Source organism: Micromonospora sp. NPDC049282, from assembly GCF_043197045.1.
In the GTDB taxonomy this organism is placed as follows: Bacteria; Actinomycetota; Actinomycetes; order Mycobacteriales; family Micromonosporaceae; genus Micromonospora.
Map to the genome: position 1 here is coordinate 151,087 of NZ_JBICSL010000002.1, position 15,748 is coordinate 166,834.

The 15,748-nt window shown below is 74.7% G+C and carries 14 protein-coding genes; 9 read left to right on the forward strand and 5 right to left on the reverse strand.

Going from position 1 to position 15,748, the window contains the following annotated elements:
• The first annotated feature begins 42 nt into the window (after positions 1-42).
• The 5 genes from smpB to ACGFI2_RS04510 all read left to right on the forward strand — a co-directional run bounded on the left by smpB (position 43) and on the right by ACGFI2_RS04510 (position 4,333).
• On the forward strand, positions 43-534 hold the full coding sequence (smpB, locus tag ACGFI2_RS04490) for an SsrA-binding protein SmpB (RefSeq protein ID WP_393510516.1): 492 nt from the start codon (positions 43-45) through the stop codon (positions 532-534).
• A 77-nt stretch (positions 535-611) separates the two neighbouring features.
• Positions 612-1,049 carry a VOC family protein gene (locus ACGFI2_RS04495; protein ID WP_393510519.1) on the forward strand — a complete coding sequence of 146 codons (438 nt, stop codon included), beginning with the start codon at positions 612-614 and terminating at the stop codon, positions 1,047-1,049.
• A 56-nt stretch (positions 1,050-1,105) separates the two neighbouring features.
• Complete coding sequence (locus tag ACGFI2_RS04500) at positions 1,106-1,681, forward strand: helix-turn-helix domain-containing protein (protein ID WP_393510522.1); 576 nt, start codon at positions 1,106-1,108, stop codon at positions 1,679-1,681.
• Positions 1,678-2,982: an MFS transporter gene (locus ACGFI2_RS04505; RefSeq protein WP_393510525.1), complete on the forward strand. Its 1,305-nt coding sequence runs from the start codon at positions 1,678-1,680 to the stop codon at positions 2,980-2,982. The genes ACGFI2_RS04500 and ACGFI2_RS04505 overlap by 4 nt, the downstream gene beginning before the upstream one ends.
• A gap of 115 nt (positions 2,983-3,097) precedes the next feature.
• Entirely contained in the window at positions 3,098-4,333 is a 1,236-nt protein-coding gene (locus ACGFI2_RS04510; RefSeq protein ID WP_393510528.1) for a ricin-type beta-trefoil lectin domain protein, read from the forward strand.
• Positions 4,334-4,360: 27 nt separating this feature from the next.
• Here ACGFI2_RS04510 and ACGFI2_RS04515 read toward each other — a convergent pair whose 3' ends face one another.
• Positions 4,361-4,612, reverse strand: a complete 252-nt coding sequence (locus ACGFI2_RS04515) for a flavin reductase (RefSeq protein WP_393510531.1) — start codon at positions 4,610-4,612, stop codon at positions 4,361-4,363.
• The gene (locus tag ACGFI2_RS04520) at positions 4,609-4,956 is read right to left on the reverse strand and encodes a hypothetical protein (protein WP_393510534.1); all 348 of its coding nucleotides are present in this window, start codon (positions 4,954-4,956) and stop codon (positions 4,609-4,611) included. Before ACGFI2_RS04520 ends, ACGFI2_RS04515 begins: the two co-directional genes overlap by 4 nt.
• A gap of 123 nt (positions 4,957-5,079) precedes the next feature.
• Between ACGFI2_RS04520 and ACGFI2_RS04525 the strand changes: the two genes are divergently transcribed.
• Genes ACGFI2_RS04525 through ACGFI2_RS04535 form a run of 3 tightly spaced genes read left to right on the forward strand, consistent with a single transcriptional unit; the run spans position 5,080 to position 6,631 of the window.
• Complete coding sequence (locus ACGFI2_RS04525; protein WP_393511603.1) at positions 5,080-5,847, forward strand: Scr1 family TA system antitoxin-like transcriptional regulator; 768 nt, start codon at positions 5,080-5,082, stop codon at positions 5,845-5,847.
• A complete protein-coding gene (locus tag ACGFI2_RS04530; protein WP_393510537.1) occupies positions 5,838-6,029 on the forward strand; it encodes a DUF397 domain-containing protein in 192 nt (63 codons plus the stop codon). The genes ACGFI2_RS04525 and ACGFI2_RS04530 overlap by 10 nt, the downstream gene beginning before the upstream one ends.
• A 5-nt stretch (positions 6,030-6,034) precedes the next feature.
• The gene (locus ACGFI2_RS04535) at positions 6,035-6,631 is read left to right on the forward strand and encodes a GNAT family N-acetyltransferase (RefSeq protein WP_393510540.1); all 597 of its coding nucleotides are present in this window, start codon (positions 6,035-6,037) and stop codon (positions 6,629-6,631) included.
• A gap of 197 nt (positions 6,632-6,828) precedes the next feature.
• Here ACGFI2_RS04535 and ACGFI2_RS04540 read toward each other — a convergent pair whose 3' ends face one another.
• Positions 6,829-12,600: a TIR domain-containing protein gene (locus tag ACGFI2_RS04540; protein WP_393510543.1), complete on the reverse strand. Its 5,772-nt coding sequence runs from the start codon at positions 12,598-12,600 to the stop codon at positions 6,829-6,831.
• 109 nt (positions 12,601-12,709) lie between these two features.
• Here ACGFI2_RS04540 and ACGFI2_RS04545 point away from each other — a divergent pair, with 109 nt between their 5' ends.
• Entirely contained in the window at positions 12,710-13,939 is a 1,230-nt protein-coding gene (locus tag ACGFI2_RS04545; RefSeq protein WP_393510546.1) for an SLC13 family permease, read from the forward strand.
• 18 nt (positions 13,940-13,957) lie between these two features.
• Here ACGFI2_RS04545 and ACGFI2_RS04550 read toward each other — a convergent pair whose 3' ends face one another.
• Both ACGFI2_RS04550 and ACGFI2_RS04555 read right to left on the reverse strand, forming a co-directional pair.
• Positions 13,958-14,386, reverse strand: a complete 429-nt coding sequence (locus ACGFI2_RS04550; protein WP_393510549.1) for a hypothetical protein — start codon at positions 14,384-14,386, stop codon at positions 13,958-13,960.
• Positions 14,379-15,632, reverse strand: a complete 1,254-nt coding sequence (locus ACGFI2_RS04555; protein ID WP_393511606.1) for a molybdopterin-dependent oxidoreductase — start codon at positions 15,630-15,632, stop codon at positions 14,379-14,381. The genes ACGFI2_RS04550 and ACGFI2_RS04555 overlap by 8 nt, the downstream gene beginning before the upstream one ends.
• Positions 15,633-15,748 lie beyond the last annotated feature (116 nt).

Here is a 15,748-nt window from a genome sequence, read left to right on the forward strand (position 1 = left end):
GGCGGCGGCACGCCGAACGGCGCAGGCGGGTATCCTGCCGGCGTGGCCAGGGAGAACGGGCGCAAGCTGATCGCCTCGAACAAGAAGGCGCGGCACGACTACGACGTCCTCAAGACCTACGAGGCAGGCATCGTGCTGGCCGGCACCGAGGTGAAGTCGCTGCGCGAGGGGCGGGTGTCGCTTGTCGACGCGTTCGCCCAGGAGCGCGACGGCGAGCTCTGGCTCTACGGGCTGCACATCGCCGAGTACGGCTTCGGCACCTGGACCAACCACGCGCCCCGGCGCACCCGCAAGCTGTTGCTGCACCGGGTGGAGATCGCCCGGATCCTGGAGAGGCTGCGCGACGGCGGGGTCACGCTGGTGCCGCTGTCGATGTACTTCGCCGACGGCTGGGCCAAGGTCGAGCTGGGCCTGGCGCGGGGCCGCCGGTCGTACGACAAGCGTCAGGCGCTCGCCGAGCGGGACGCCAAGCGGGAGATCGCGCGGGAGATGGGCCGCCGGCTCAAGGGCCGGGCGGCGACGCGCCGGGCCTGACTCTCCGGCGGGTCGCGGACAGTCCCTGACCGCTGTGTGGGGAAGGCTGGCCGGGACCCGACCGAAGGAGAGCTGAGATGGGCCGCGACGTGCAATTCACCTTCGACTGCGCCGACCCGGCCAGGCTGGCCGCGTTCTGGGCCGAGGCGCTGGACTACCAGGTGCAGGGGCCACCCGACGGCTTCGACTCGTGGGAGCAGGCGCTGACCGCGCTCGGGGTGCCACCGGAGCGGCACAACGACGCCTCGGCCGTGGTCGATCCCGAGGGCGCCGGGCCTCGGTTGTTCTTCCAGCGGGTGCCGGAGCCGAAGCGGGTGAAGAACCGGGTGCACCTGGACGTCCGGGCCGCGCCGGGGCTGACCGGGGACGCCCGGATGGCGGCGCTGGAGGCGGCGGCCGACCGGCTCGTCGCCCGCGGCGCCGGCCGGGTGGCCCGCCACGAGCCCGCTCCCCCGCTCGACGCCGGCCATCTGGTGATGACCGACCCCGAGGGGAACGAGTTCTGCCTGGACTGATCCGGACAAGCACAAGACATCTTGTACTTCGTGTCTTGTGCATCTAGCCTGTCGCCATGGCGGACGAGCCGAAGCACGTGCACCTGACCGATCCCCGCGCCATGCGGGCGCTGGCCCACCCGACCCGGCTGCGCCTGCTCGGCGAGCTGCGCCTGCGCGGCCCGCAGACGGTGGGGATGCTCAGCGAGCGCACCGGCGAGGCGGTGGGCTCGGTCAGCTGGCACGTCGGCAAGCTGGCCGAGCACGGCTTCGTGATCGAGGCGCCCGACCTGGCCCGCGACCGCCGCGAACGGTGGTGGCGGGCGGCGCACGCCTCCACCGACTGGGATCCGGTCGAGCTGCTCGACGACCCCGAGCGGCGGCTCGCCGGCGACCTGCTGCGCCGCGCCGCGATGGAGCGCTACGTGGCCCGCTACCAGGCCTACCTGGAGTCCGAGGCGAGCCTCGACCTGGCCTGGGTGCGCGGCACCACCAGCAGCGACACGGTGCTGCACCTGACCCCCGACGAGCTGGGCGAGCTGCGCGACGAGCTGTCCGCGCTGGGCCGGCGGTGGCGGGCGCGCGGCGCGCCCGACCGGCCGGGCGCGGAGATGGTGACGCTGATCTGGCAGGCCTACCGGGGGCCGCAGTGAGCCGGGACCGCCGGCCGCTGGCCGGGCTGCTGATCGGGCACGCCGTCTCGCTGACCGGAAACGTGCTGACGCTCATCGCGCTGCCGCTCTACGTGCTGGCCGAGACCGGTTCACCGGCGGCCACCGGCCTGGCCGGCGCGTTCGCCACCGCGCCGGTGGTGCTGGGCGGCGCGTTCGGCGGCGTGCTGGTCGACCGGATCGGCTACCGGCGGTCCAGCGTGCTGGCCGACGTGGTCTCCGGCGTGACCGTCGCGGCCGTACCCCTGTTGCACGCCACGGTCGGCCTGCCGTTCCCGGCGCTGCTGGCGCTGGTCTTCGTCAGCGGCCTGCTGGACACGCCCGGCCAGACCGCCCGCACCGCGCTGCTGCCGGAGGCGGCGGCCGCGGCGGGGGTGCCGATCGAGCGGGCGATCGGCTGGGCGGAAGCCACCTCGCGGGGCGCCCGCATGATCGGCGCGCCGGTGGCCGGCCTGCTGGTCGGCGTGCTGGGCGCACTGCCGGTGCTCGCCGTGGACGCGGCGACGTTCGCCGTCTCGGCGCTGGCCGTGACGCTGCTGGTGCCGCGCGGCCTGCGCCCGTCCACCGAGGACGGCGAGGAGGGCGAGGCGGAGGCCGGCGGCTACTGGCGGCAGTTCGCCGCCGGGCTGCGCTTCCTGGTCCGGGAGCCGCTGCTGCGCGCCATGGTGCTGCTGGTGCTGGTGACCAACCTCTTCGACGCGGCCAAGAGCAACGTGCTGCTGCCGGTCGTCGCCGACCGCGAGCTGGGCGGTCCGGCCGCGTTCGGCCTGCTGGTCGGCGTCATGGGCGGGGGCGCGCTGATCGGCTCGCTGGTGTTCAGCGCGATCGGGCACCGGCTGCCCCGCCGGGCCACGTTCGTCACCGCGTACGCGATCTGCGGCGCGCCGCCGCTGTGGGCGCTCGCCGCCGCCCCGCCGCTGCCGGTGGTGGTCGCGGTGGTCGCGGTGGCCGGGCTGGCCGCCGGCGCGCTCAACCCGCTGATGGGCGCGGTGGAGCTGGAGCGGGTGCCGGCATCCATGCGGGCCCGGGTGTACGGGGTGATCGGCGCCGGCGCCTGGGCGGCCATGCCGGTCGGCGCGCTCGGCGCCGGGCTGGCCGCCGACCGGTTCGGCACCACGTCCACGCTGGTCACCATGGGCGCCTGCTATCTGCTGGTGGTGCTCACGCCGCTGCTGGGCGGGCCGTGGCGCACGATGCGCCGCCCGGCGCCGGTGGCGCGGCAGCGCGAGCCCGAGCGGGTGCCCGAGCCGGCGGAGCGGGAACGGCGGGAAGCGCTCTCTTGACAGCGGACGGCTTCGTTCATACCTTCATCGAAGCCTATCTTTATAGTTTGTTTACCGTTCGGCGGGGCCGGCCGACCGGACGGTGAACGGACCACACCCCCGCAGGAGGCACCCCGTGCGCAGCATCCGTACCGTCGCCACCCTGGCGATGGCGGCGGTCGGCCTCACCGCCGCCCTCACCACCGTCCCGAGCACCCCAGCGGTGGCCGCCCCCGGCGCGGTCACCTGGTCCGACGACTTCAACGGCCCGGCCGGCGCCGCCCCCGACGCGAGCAAGTGGCGCTACGACATCGGCGGCGGCGGTTGGGGCAACAACGAGTTGCAGTACTACACCAACAGCACCCGCAACGCCGCGCTCGACGGCAACGGCAATCTGGTCATCACCGCCCGCAAGGAGAATCCGGCCGGCAACTCCTGCTGGTACGGAAGCTGCCAGTACACCTCCGCCCGACTGCTCACCAACGGCACGTTCGCCCAGGCGTACGGCCGGTTCGAGGCCCGCATCAAGATTCCGCGCGGGCAGGGGCTGTGGCCGGCGTTCTGGATGCTCGGCAACGACATCGGCAGCAACCCGTGGCCCAACAGCGGCGAGATCGACATCATGGAGAACGTCGGGTACGCGCCGTCCACCGTGTGGGGAACGCTGCACGGCCCGGGCTACTCCGGCGGCAACGGCATCGGCGCGTCCACCTCGCTGCCGGGCGGCCAGGCTCTCGCCGACGCGTTCCACACGTTCGCCGTGGACTGGGCCCCGGACTCGATCACCTGGTACCTCGACGGCGTGGCGTACTCCCGCAAGACGCCGGCCGACGCGGGCGGCAACCGCTGGGTCTTCGACCACCCGTTCTTCATGATCATGAACGTCGCGGTCGGCGGCAACTGGCCCGGCTCGCCGGACGGCGGCACCACGTTCCCGCAGACCATGACCGTCGACTACGTCCGGGTGCAGGCCTGGGACAACGGCGGCGGGGGCACCGGCGGGCAGATCGTCGGCTACGGCAACAAGTGCGTCGACGTGGCCAGCGCGAGCACCGCCAACGGCACCCCCGTACAGCTCTGGACCTGCAACGGCACCGCCGCCCAGCGCTGGACGTGGAACGCCGACGGCTCGGTGCGCGCGCTCGGCAAGTGCCTCGACGTGGCGTCCGGGTCGACCGCCAACGGTGCCAAGGTGCAGCTCTACGACTGCAACGGCTCCGGCGCGCAGAAATGGGTGTTCAGCGCCGCCGGCGACATCGTGAACCCGCAGGCCAACAAGTGCCTGGACGCGACCGGAAACAGCTCGGCCGACGGCACCCGGCTGCAGATCTGGGAGTGCGGCGGCACCGCCAACCAGAAGTGGCGGCGCTGACCGCCAGGTGAGCCGGGGCGGGCGGCCTCACCGCCCGCCCCGGCCGCTCGCCCAGCCGACGAAGCGCCGGTAGCGGGCCGCGGCCCCGCCGTCCCGGGCGGGCCGCTCCGCCTCGGCCTCCACCCAGAGCGTGGCCAGGTGCATCAGCAGCGCCGGCCGGGCCTCCCGGTAGGCGGCGAGCAGCCGCAGCTTCGCCGCCGAACAGGGCCAGGCGATCCCGCAGGCCCGGCACCGCCAGGTCGGCCGCGACGGCACGTGCTCCCGCCGTCCTCGGCTCACCGCAACCTCAGCGCGACGGCCCGTGCCTCCTCGTCGCTCAGCGGCAGGAACCACAGGAACCGGCGGACGATCTCCGGCGGCTGCGGCCCGCCGGGACGGCCGCGCAGGTCACGGATCGCCCGCCGGGTCAGCCGGACGAACTCCGGCAACAGCTCGGCCCGCCGCGCCGCGTCGGTCGGCGCCGCCGTCCACGCCGGACACGGCCAGTCCGCACCGCAACCGTCGCAGACCCAGGCGGGACCGGCCGTCGAGTGCCGGGCGGTCGCCACCGGCGCCGTCCGCGATTCGTGCGGCTCCCCGGTCGGTACGTCCGGCCGCTCGACGTGCGCCTGGTCCTCCGGCATCGGGTGTCCCTCTCCGTCGCTTCGACACACCGTTCACCAGAACCCTGCCGACCGTTGCGGGCCAATCACACTGCGTTGCAGGATGACGTCGGGATGGCCGGGATGTTCGAGGAGGACACAGGGATGAACCGTGCCGTGGCGGCCGCGATGTCCGAGGCGGGGCACACCGCCGAGAGTCTGGCCGAGCGGGTCGGCGTCGACCCGAAGACCGCGGCCCGATGGGCGAGTCAGGGCCGGATCCCGCAGACCCGGCACCGCGCCCAGGTGGCCCAACTGCTCGGCAAGGATGCCGCCGAGTTGTGGCCGGACGCGCTCAAGCGCCGCGAGCCCGCCTGGTTCCGCCCCTGGGCCGACATCGAACGCGAGGCGGTGTCGCTCCGAACCTTCCAACTGGCCTGGATCCCCGGCCTGCTGCAGACCGAAGCCTATGCGCGGGCGACATTGGCGGGAGAGGCGTTGGCGGAGGCCGAGATCGCCGGCCTGACCGCCGCCCGCATCGCCCGGCACGCCATCCTGCGTCGAGACCGCCCTCCGCTCCTGATCGCCGTGATCGACGAGTCCGTCCTCAGGCGGACCTCCGGCGATGATCGGACGATGATGGCCGAACAACTCGGCTACCTGGCGGAATGCGCTGCGCTCTCCGCGGTCCAGGTCTACGTCGTGCCGCTGTCGGCCGGCATGTATCCGGGACTCGGCGGGCCGTTCACGCTTGCGGAGCTGCCCGACGGCGGGCGGGTCGCCCACGTGGACAGTCAGGCCGAGGCTCAGATCATCGAGAAGGCCGAAGCGATTGCTACCCTGGAGCGGCGCTGGGAGCGGCTACGCGGCGAGGCGCTGTCCAGGGCACACTCCCTCGACGTCATTAGGGAAGCGGCACGTTCATGGGCCTGAGCGGTGCGCGGTGGCGCAAGAGCACGAAGAGCGGTAACAACGGCGGCGACTGCGTCGAGGTGGCCGACAACCTGATTGCCGTGGTCGGCGTGCGCGACTCGAAGGATCCGACCGGCCCGGTGCTCGTCTTCGGGCCGCCGGCCTGGCGGGCGTTCGTCGCCCACCTGGGGCAGCGGCGCTGACGCCGATGAGCGGGTTCGCGCCGGAGCCCATTCCCACCGCGCGGCTGCTCCTGCTGCCGCTGGGCGTCGACCACGCCGAGGAGATGGCCGCCGTGCTCGCCGACCCGGCGCTGCACACCTTCATCGGCGGCGAGCCCGCCGACTCGGTGGCGTTGCGCGCCCGCTACGAACGGCTGGTGGCCGGCTCACCCGACCCGGCCGAGTCGTGGTGCAACTGGGTCGTCCGGCTCCGCGACGACGGCCGGCTGGCCGGCTTCGTCCAGGCCACCGTCACCGCGCCCGACGCGCCGACCCGGCACGCCGCCACGGGGAGCGCGCGGGCGGTCGGGCACCGGCACCTCGACGAGGCGGACCCGGTCGACGACGGACCGGTCGCGGAGATCGCCTGGGTGGTGGGCACACCCTGGCAGGGACGCGGGATCGCCACCGAGGCCGCCTGGGGGATGGCCGGCTGGTTGGGGCGGCGCGGTGTGCGTACCCTCGTGGCCCACATCCATCCCGACCACCGCGCGTCGGCCGCGGTGGCCACCGCGTGCGGCCTGGCCCCCACGGACGTGTGGCACGACGGGGAAATCCGCTGGTCGGGACCGACACCGGCCTGAAGCTGGCAGTGGCTCCGCCCAGTTCGCCGAGGTGGCGGCATCGGACGGCATGATCCACACCAGTTCGGCGAGGTGGCGGTGTCGAACGCGCTCGGACCGCACCACTACGCCGAAGTGGAGTCGATCACGCCAGCCGACCCCGTCACTTCGCCGAAGTGGAGTTGATCAAGCTCGGCCCGACACGGCGCACGCTGCGGTCAGAAGGGGGCGTCGACGGCCAGGCGGCGGACCTGGGTGAGGTAGGGGTCCAGCTCGCCGACCTCGAAGCGGCAGGTGCCGATCACGTGCCAGAACTGGCCGCCCGGGTCGCCGTCCAGCTTGTACCGGCCGTCCGGGCTGACCGCCGCCCAACCGTCCGGCAGGCCGATCAGCGTGGTCCGCAACTGCGCGTGCTCCGGGTCCGCCACGTCCCAGAGCCGGACCGTGCCGTCGTCGCCGGCGCTGGCGAGCAGGCTGCTGTCCGGGCTGAAGTGCACCGACCAGACCCGGCGGGTGTGCGCGGCCAGAGTGCCGTGCAGCCGGCCGGTGACCGGGTCCCAGAGCCGGATCACCAGGTCGTCGCCGGCGGTGGCGAGCAGGTTGCCGTCCGGGCTGAACGCGCACGACCAGAGCCGCCCCACGTGCTCGGCGAGCACGAGGCGCCGCTCGCCGGTGAGCGCGTCCCAGATCACCGCCGTGCCGTCGTTGCCGGCGCTGGCCAGCAGCGTCCCCTCGCTGTTGAACCCGACCGAGTAGACCCGGTCGGTGTGGTGTTCCAGGGTCAGCCGGCAGGTGGCCGTCGCCGCGTCCCAGAGCCGGACCATCTGGTCGTCGCAGCCGGTGGCGATGGTCTCGCCGTCCGGGCTGAACGCCATCGTGCGCACCCGGCCCCGGTGCGGGGTGAGCGTGGCGAAGTGCCGGCCGGTGCGGCGGTACCACAGCCGTACGGTGTCGTCGTCGTTCGCGGTCGCGAGCGCGTCCCCGTCGGGGCTGAACGCGACCGCCCAGACGTGGTCGGTGTCCACGTTGAGTTCCCGCTCGTCCACGCCGGTGTCGGTGTTCCACAGGTGCACGCCGCCGTCGCCGCTGGGCGCGGCGACCAGCGGCTCGTCCGGGCAGAACACCACCGAGAGCAGGCGGTCCGCCGGGCTGGCGAGCTGCCCCAGCAGGCGGCCGGTGCGCGGCTCCCAGAGCCGGATCACGCCGTCGTTGCCGCAGGCCGCCAGCACCTCCCCGTCGTCGCGGAAGGAGAGCGCGGTGACCCGCCGGCCGTGCCCGCGCAACGTCTGCTGGAGCTGCCCGGTGCGGACGTCCCACAGCCGCGTGGTGCCGTCGTTGCTGCTGGTGGCGACCTGGTTCTGGTCCGGCCGCCAGACCACCGGCCAGACCGAGCCGCGGTGCCGGGTCAGCTCGTGCCGCACCTGGCCGTCGTCGGTGTCCCAGAGCTGGATGGCGCCGTCGCTGGCGGCCGTGGCGAGCAGGCTGCCGTCACCGTTGAACCGGACGCTATAGATGGCGCCACGCTGCCGGCCCAGCACCCGCACCGGGCGGCCGGTCTCCGTCTCCCACAGCCGCAGCGCGCCGTGCGTGTCCCCGGTGGCCATCAGCGTGCCGTCGGGGTGGATGTCGAGGGCGTACACGTCGGCCTCGTGGCCGCGCGGCTGACGCAGCAACTCGCCGTCGGTGGCCCGGCGGATCCAGACCCGGCCGTGCTGCCCGACGGCGGCCAGCAGCCGGCCGTCCGGCGAGTGCACCACCCGGTAGACCACCTCCGGCTCGCGCACCTCGAACGCCAGCCGTCCGGTGTGGATGTCCCAGCCGCGTACCGTGCCGGCGCTGTCCGCCACCACCACCCGCCGGCCGTCCGGGCTGAACGAGGTGCCCCAGATCGGCGCGTCGTGCCCGGGCCACTCGTGGCGCAGCCGGGCGGTGCGGGTGTCGAAGAGCCGGACCACGCCCGCCGCGTCGCCGACCACCAGCCGACCTCGGCGCCCGTCGGTGAGCAGCGGCCAGACCCAGCCGGCGAAGACGTCCTCGATGACGTGCCGCACGTCGCCGTGGTCGGCGTCCCACAGCCGTACGGTGAGGTCGGCCGCGCCGGTGACCAGTTGGTGCGACGCCGCGTCGTAGCGGACCGCGTAGACCCGGGACCGGTGCCCCTGCAGGGTGCGCACCGGCAGTCCGGTGGCCGTGTCGCAGAGCAGCACGCCACCGTCGTCGCTGCCCACCGCCAACACCGCGCCGTCCGGGCTGTAGGCGACCGGCACCGGCAGCCGTCCCACCTCGAAGCCGTAGCCCACCCCTACCGCTGGCGGGGCCAGGCCGGGTGCCACCGGCCGGCCCGGCGCGACGACGGCACCACGCAGTTCCGGGGCGCGCAGCAGCGCCGGGTCGGCGGTGACGTCGATCAGGGCGGTGCGGTGCCAACTGCTGCCGGCGATCCGCGCCCCGCGCAGGTCGGCCCGGAACAGCCGGGCGCCGGCCAGCTCCGCGCCGCGCAGGTCCGCCCCGGACAGGCGGGCCTGGTCCAGGCGGGCGCCGCGCAGCCGGGCGTGCTCCAGCCGCGCCTCGGTCAGGTTCGTGGCGATCAGCCGGGTGTCGGTCAGGTCGGCGCCGGTCAGGTCGGCGCCGGCCAACTCCCGGTGTGACAGGTCCTCGCCGCGCAGCACCGCGCCGCGCAGGTCGGCCCGGTCGGGCAGGCGCAGCCGGGCGCTGAGCCGCAGCGCGTTGGCGCGCAGCGTCTCGCCCGCCGCCTCGTCGCCGAGCACCCGGGCCGTCCACGCCGTGCACCGGGCCGGGTCGGCGAGGTCGCCGAGGAACTCCACGGCCAGCGCGGACAACGACCGCACCGCCAGCGCGGCCGGCTCCTCACCCCGGTTGAGCTGCTCGGCGACCCCCTCGGCGACCAGCCACTCCATCACCGAGGTGTGGATGAACCCGAACAGCCCGTCGTCGGTGCGGACCAGCAGGCTGCCGGCGCCGACCGCGTGCGCGGCCTGCGGCCCGGACAGCCGCGAGTCGGCCCGCCCGGCGAGCTGGCCGGTGGACTCGGCCAGCTCGGCCAGTCGCAGGTGGGCCTCGCCGCTCTCCCAGAGCTGGAACGCCAGCCGGCTCACCGCCTGCCACAGCTCGGGCCGGCGCAGGCTGACCGGGGCGCCCGGGATGCCCTGGGTGCGCCGCTCCTCGAAGTCCAGCCAGGACTCCAGGATCTCCCGGTAGAGCGCGGCGGCGCTGAACGTGCCGCCGGCCCCGGCCACCGCGGCCAGCCGCCCCTCGTCCAGGTTGGCGATGAACCCGAGCATGCGCGGGTTGCGGGAGAGGCCGAGCAGGTCCTTGACGCCGGCGAGCAGGCTCATCCGCTCCCGGGCGGCCTCCTCGTCGCCGCCGTAGCGGTTGCGCAGGAACGCCTCGATCTGGCCCGGGGTGAAGTCCTCCACCGCCAGCACCCGGCGGTGCGGCAGCAGGCCGACCCGCTCCCCCAGCGCGGTCAGCACCTGCGAGTTGGTCTTGAAGTGCTGGGTCCGGCTGCTCACCACGATCTTCGCCGCGCCCTCGGCCGCCTGGAGCAGCGTCTCCAGGTGGTCGGCCGCCCGGTCGTAGGTCACCCGGGCCACCAGCTCGTCGAACCCGTCGAAGAGCAGCACGATGCGGCCCTGCCGCAGCATGTAGCGGAACGCCTTGAGGTCGATCACCTGCTCACCGTGGTTGGCCAGGTGCGCGGCGACCAGGCCGTCGACCGAGTGCGCCTTGTCCAGCGCGCGCAGCTCCACCAGGATCGGGATCAGGTCGGGCGCGGCGGTGGGCAGCCGGCGGGCCACCTCGCGCAACGCGAACGTCTTGCCCCGGCCGAAGTCGCCGAGCACCAGCACGAACCGGCCGTCCGGCGCGGAGACGGTTTCCAGCAGCTCGTCCACCACGTCGTCGCGGATCCGCTGGTCGGCGCCGACCAGATGCCGGTAGCGCTGCGGCACGTACTGCCCCGGCGGGTAGAGCCGGTCGGCCTGCAGCCGGGCGGTCTGCGCCGCGACGTAGTCGCGCAGGTCGAGCAGGCCCTGGAACTCGGTCAGGTGCAGCACCCGTACGCCGCGCCGCTGCGCCTCCTCGGCCAGCCCGCGCGGCACCCGGTCGCCGTCGTAGACCAGCTCCGAGGCGATGTCCGGGTCGGTGGCGTGCACCCGGCGGGCGAACCGGTCCACGTCGGCCGGCGCCGGGGTGCCCACGTGCGCGCCGACCCGCTGCTGCCGGACCACCCCGTCGGAGCGGTAGCTGACGTAGAGGTGCGGCGGGTCGGCGTCGACCCGGCGCACCACCACCCGGTCGTAGCGGGCCTCGCACACCTCGGCGAGCCGGTCGAGCAGCCGCTCCACCGGCGTCCCGGCCGCGACCGCGGGCCCGCCCTGGATCGCGCCCTCCACCACGTCGGGACGGCGCGGGTCCGGCACCTGCGCCGGGCCGGCCGCGCCGAACGTCGCCTCCGCCCGGGGCCACGCCGCCGCGCTCGACTCGCCGCCGTCCAGCCGGTCGTCGCGGCCCAGCACCCAGCGGGTCATCCCGTCCGGGCCGAGGCGCAGCACCTGGGCCCGGCCGTCGCGCGGGGCGGCGGCCAGCGGCACCACCGGGTCGGCCCGGCCGGCCGGCGCGGCGTCGGAGAGCAGCAGGTTGAGCATCGGGCCGACCAGCCGGTTGACCGAGCCGCGGTCGCGCAGCGACACCCGGTCCGGCGGGGCCTCGTCGGCGTACGGGCTGCGCGGGCCGGGAGCGTGCGCCATCGCGCCCAGCCGCAGCCAGCCGGACTGCTGGTAGTGGCGCAGCCGCTGGGCGAACCAGCTGGACTGCGCCTCGCCGAGGAAGCCGTAGCGATCCTCCTCGCGGTAGGTGATGGCGATGGTGGAGTTCAACCCGGCCACCACCACCCGCAGGTCGGGCACCGGGAACAACGTCCACGGTTGCTCGCTGTCGAAGATCCGGTCGTCGAGGCCCTGGAAGAGGTCGTCGAAGAGGCGCGCGTAGTGCCGCCACTTCGGCCAGTACGGCGGCTGCGGGTCCACGTCGTCGGCCTCGCAGGTGGCGAAGTAGGCCCGGCAGGCGGCCATCGTCACGTCGCGCGGACCGGGCACCACGACCAGGCGGTGCGGCTCCAGGCCGAGCAGCACCCGCAGCCCGGTGAGGAAGCTCAGCGCGTCGGAGAACTCGCGCGGGCTGCCCGACTCGGTCAGGTTGCCGGCCACCACCAGCAGGTCCGGCCGGGGCACCCCGTCGTTCATCAGCAGCGTCAGGTCGCCCATCAGGTGTTCCTGCAACTCGCCGGGGGTGACCGGGGCGCCGGGGTCGATCACGCCCCGGCCGAAGCGGGGCCCGCCGACCTGGAGGACCGTGACGGTGTCGCGGGCCGTCGGTGGCGCGGTCGCGGCCGGCGGGAACGGCGGCGGGTTGATCGGGGTACGCCGGGGGCGGCGCTGCGCGGGCGCGCCGGCGGCGGGCGCGGCGAGCACGTCGGCGGGGTCGTCGAGGTGCAGCGGGAACACGGGTTGGCGCATCGGCTTGGCCCGGCCGTCGAGCGTCTCCCGGATCCGGTTCAGCACCCGGGCGCGCGCCTGCGCCGGATCGTCCACCCCGACCAGGTCCACGTAGGTGATGGTGGCCAGCAGGCCGTCGATCGGGCAGTCCTCGACCCGCACGGTGACCAGCTTGTTGCCGGTGCCGTCGGGGTCGGCGCGCAGCGCCGCCTGCCACTCCAGCTTGCCGTACGTCGAGTGCAGGTAGCGTTCGGACAGCACCGCCACCACCACCTCGGCCTCGCGGACCCCACGGTCCATGAAGTCGATGAAGTTGGTGCCGGCGACGAAGTCCCACGCCTGGATCATCGTGCGGTAGCCGGCGGTCTCGAACTCCCACGCCAGCCACGTCGCCCACCGTTCGTCGGCCGGCGAGTAGCTGATGAAGAAGTCGATGGGGCGGTCGGACCGGGTGGGGTGCGCGCCTACAGCCACATGGTCATTATGACCACCGACGGTCAACAGATCGACACCCTCGGCAGCTCGGAACGCCGACGGCGTCGGGCCGGACCGGCCGGGGCCGGATGTGCGAGGATCAGCGTTCGTGGAGACCGTCGGCGACCCGCCGTCCGCCGCGCCGGACCGGCACCGTCGGCGACTGCACGTGCTGGACTGGGTCGCGATCGCGCTGGCCGTGGCCGGCGTGCTGGGCGTGCTCACCGGGCTGCTCCCGCGCGCCGACGCCGAGGCCACCGTACGCCGGATCGTGCCCATCCTGATCTTCCTCGGCACGGTGGTGGTGCTGGCGGAGCTGACCGCGGTGGCCGGGGTCTTCGACGCGCTCGCCGCCCGGGTGGCGATCACCGCGCGGGGCAGTTTCCGGGCGCTGTTCTGGCTCTGCGTCGGCTTCGCGTCGGTGACCACGATCGCGCTCAACCTGGACACCACGGCGGTGCTGCTGACGCCGGTGATGATCGCCCTGGCCCGGACGCTGAACGTGCCGCCGACGCCGCTGGCCATGACCACGGTCTGGCTGGCCAACACCGCGAGCCTGCTGTTGCCGGTGTCCAACCTGACCAACATCCTGGCCAGCAACCGGATCGGCCTGGACCCGGTGCCGTGGGCGGCCCGGATGTGGTGGCCACAGCTGGTCGCCATCGCGATCACCATGCTGCTGCTGTGGTGGTGGTACTGGCGACCGGCCCGCGCCGGCGCCGACCCGTTCGTCCCGCCGCCGCCGTACGTGCCGCCGGACCGCCTGGTCTACCGGACCGCGCTGGTCGCCTGCCTGCTCTTCGTCGCCGGGGTGCTGGCCGGGGTCGAGATCGGCGTCGCCTCCGGGGTGGCCGCCGCGATCCTGGTGGCCGGCTTCGCGGTGCGGGCCCGGCACCGGCTGCGCCCGGCGCTGGTGCCGTGGCGGCTGCTGGTGTTCGTCACCGGCCTGTTCCTGGTGGTGCAGACCATCGGCCGGCACGGCCTGGACACCGTGATGGGCGCGCTGATCGGCGCCGACCCGGGCGCGGAGGGCGCGCTGCGGGCCGGCGCGGTCGGGGCCCTGTTCAGCAACGCGGTCAACAACCTGCCCGCGTACGTGGCCGGCGAGGCGGTCATCGCCGCCGACCGGCACACCCAACTGCTGGCGCTGCTGATCGGCACCAACGTCGGCCCGCTGGCCACGCCGTGGGCGTCGCTTGCCACGCTGATCTGGTACGAGCGCTGCCGGGCGGCCGGGTTGACGGTGCCGCTGGGCCGGTTCGTGGCGACCAGCGCCGCGCTGGCCGCGCTCGCCACCGCCTTCACCGTGGCCGCCCTGCTGGTCGGCCCCGGCGCGTGACGCCGCTGTCCCGATCGGTCACCGCCGCCACGGCCGGCGGGCGGCGTAGTGCAGCGCGCTGGCGGCGAAGAGCCCGCCGCTGACCGCCAGCCAGCGGCCGAGCAGGGGTTCCGGGGCCAGGCCGGTGGCCGCCGCGTAGGTGCCGTCGCCGAGGCCGAGCACGCCGGGCAGGTAGACCACGAACAGCAGCGCCGAGGCGTACGCCGGGACCCGGACGTGGTTGCGCAGCGACCGGCCGGCACGCCGCAGCACCCGGTCGGCCGCCGCGTACGCCGGGAACAGCACCAGGTCGTGGGCGACCACCGCGCCGACGAACCAGAGCAGCATCCGGCCCGCGGTCGGCTCGCCGGCCAGCCGCAGCGCGACCCATCCGGCCACCGCGAGGCAGCCGACGAGGAGCAGCAGGTGCCAGGGCGCCGCGCCGTACGCCCGACGGAGGTCAACCATCGAACACGATCTCCTCCACCCACTTGGTGCAGTGCACGCCGGGCAGCGCGGGCACCACCACCCGGGCCGGGAAACCGTGGTCGGGGCTCAGGTCGACGCCGTTGACCCGCAGCGCGAGCAGCGCGTCCGGGTCGGTGACCTGCCCGCCGTGCAGGGTGGCCCGGCCGAACAGGCCGCCGCGCTCCAGCGAACGGACCCGCGCGGCGGCGGGACCGGCGGCGCCGACCAGCGCGGCGAGGTCGCGCAGGCGTACCCCGGTCCAGGTCTGCGACGTGGACCAGCCCTCCACGCAGGCGATCGGCAGGGTGGCGGTGTGCTGCGGCAGCGTCAGCAGCCCGGCCCGGTCCAGCGTGACCGTCCGGTCGCCGGCGCGCAGCGACAGCCGCCAGCCCGGGCCGGTGCGGTCGGCGGTGACGCCGGCCGCCGCCGCGGCGCGGTTGACCGGGAAGCCGGTCGGCCCGTCGCCGGCGCGCCGGCCCCGGGGCAGCAGCAGCGCCGTGCGCCGCAGCGCGTCCACGCTCTGCCCCACGGTCAGCGCGGCCAGCAGCAGCGCGCCGCCGCCGGTCAACGCCAGCACCCCACGGCGGCTCATCGTCGCCGGCCCGGGGCGGCGGGCCACCAGGCCGTCCGGATCCGCCGGCTCCGGCCCGGTCCGGTCCACCGGGGTACGCGCGAAGCCCGGCCCGCGCAGCGCGGTCACCAGCCGGGGCAGCTTGATCGCCACGTGCGTCACCAGCGCCACCGTGAAGACCCACGCGCCGTACCAGTGCGCGGTGTAGAAGTCGAAGCCGAACAGGTACGCGTACTGGATGTTGAGCAGGCCGGTCGCGCTCTCGAACAGGATGCCGCCGACCAGCAGCAGCAACGACACCCGCTCCAGCACCTGCGCGACCGAGCGGGCCGGCGGCCAGTCGAACAGCTTCGGCACCACCGACCAGAGCTTCGCCAGCACCACCGGCAACAGCACGATGCCGAGCGTCACGTGCAGGCCCTGGGTGAGGCGGAACAGCCAGGCCGGCCGGGTCGGCCAGTCGAACACCGGCGGGTGCAGCCAGCCCACGTCCCGGGGGAACGCCTGGCCGAAGCGGGGGCCGTAGGCGATCCAGTCGAGCAGCCCGGTGACCACCACCAGCGGCAGGGTGGCCAGCAGCACGGCGCCGAGCACCGAGGTCAGCCACGGCCCGCGTACCGGGCTGCGCCAGGCCCGGTCGACCGCGTCGACGCCCGGTGGGCGGTGGCGGTCCAGGGCGCGCCAGAGCCGGGCCGGCGCGGCGTACCCCGGATCGGCGGGCCTCGTCGCGACGGACGCCGTACCGCTCGGACCGGTGGTGGACGTGGGACCGTCCGGCGGCGGGACGTCGG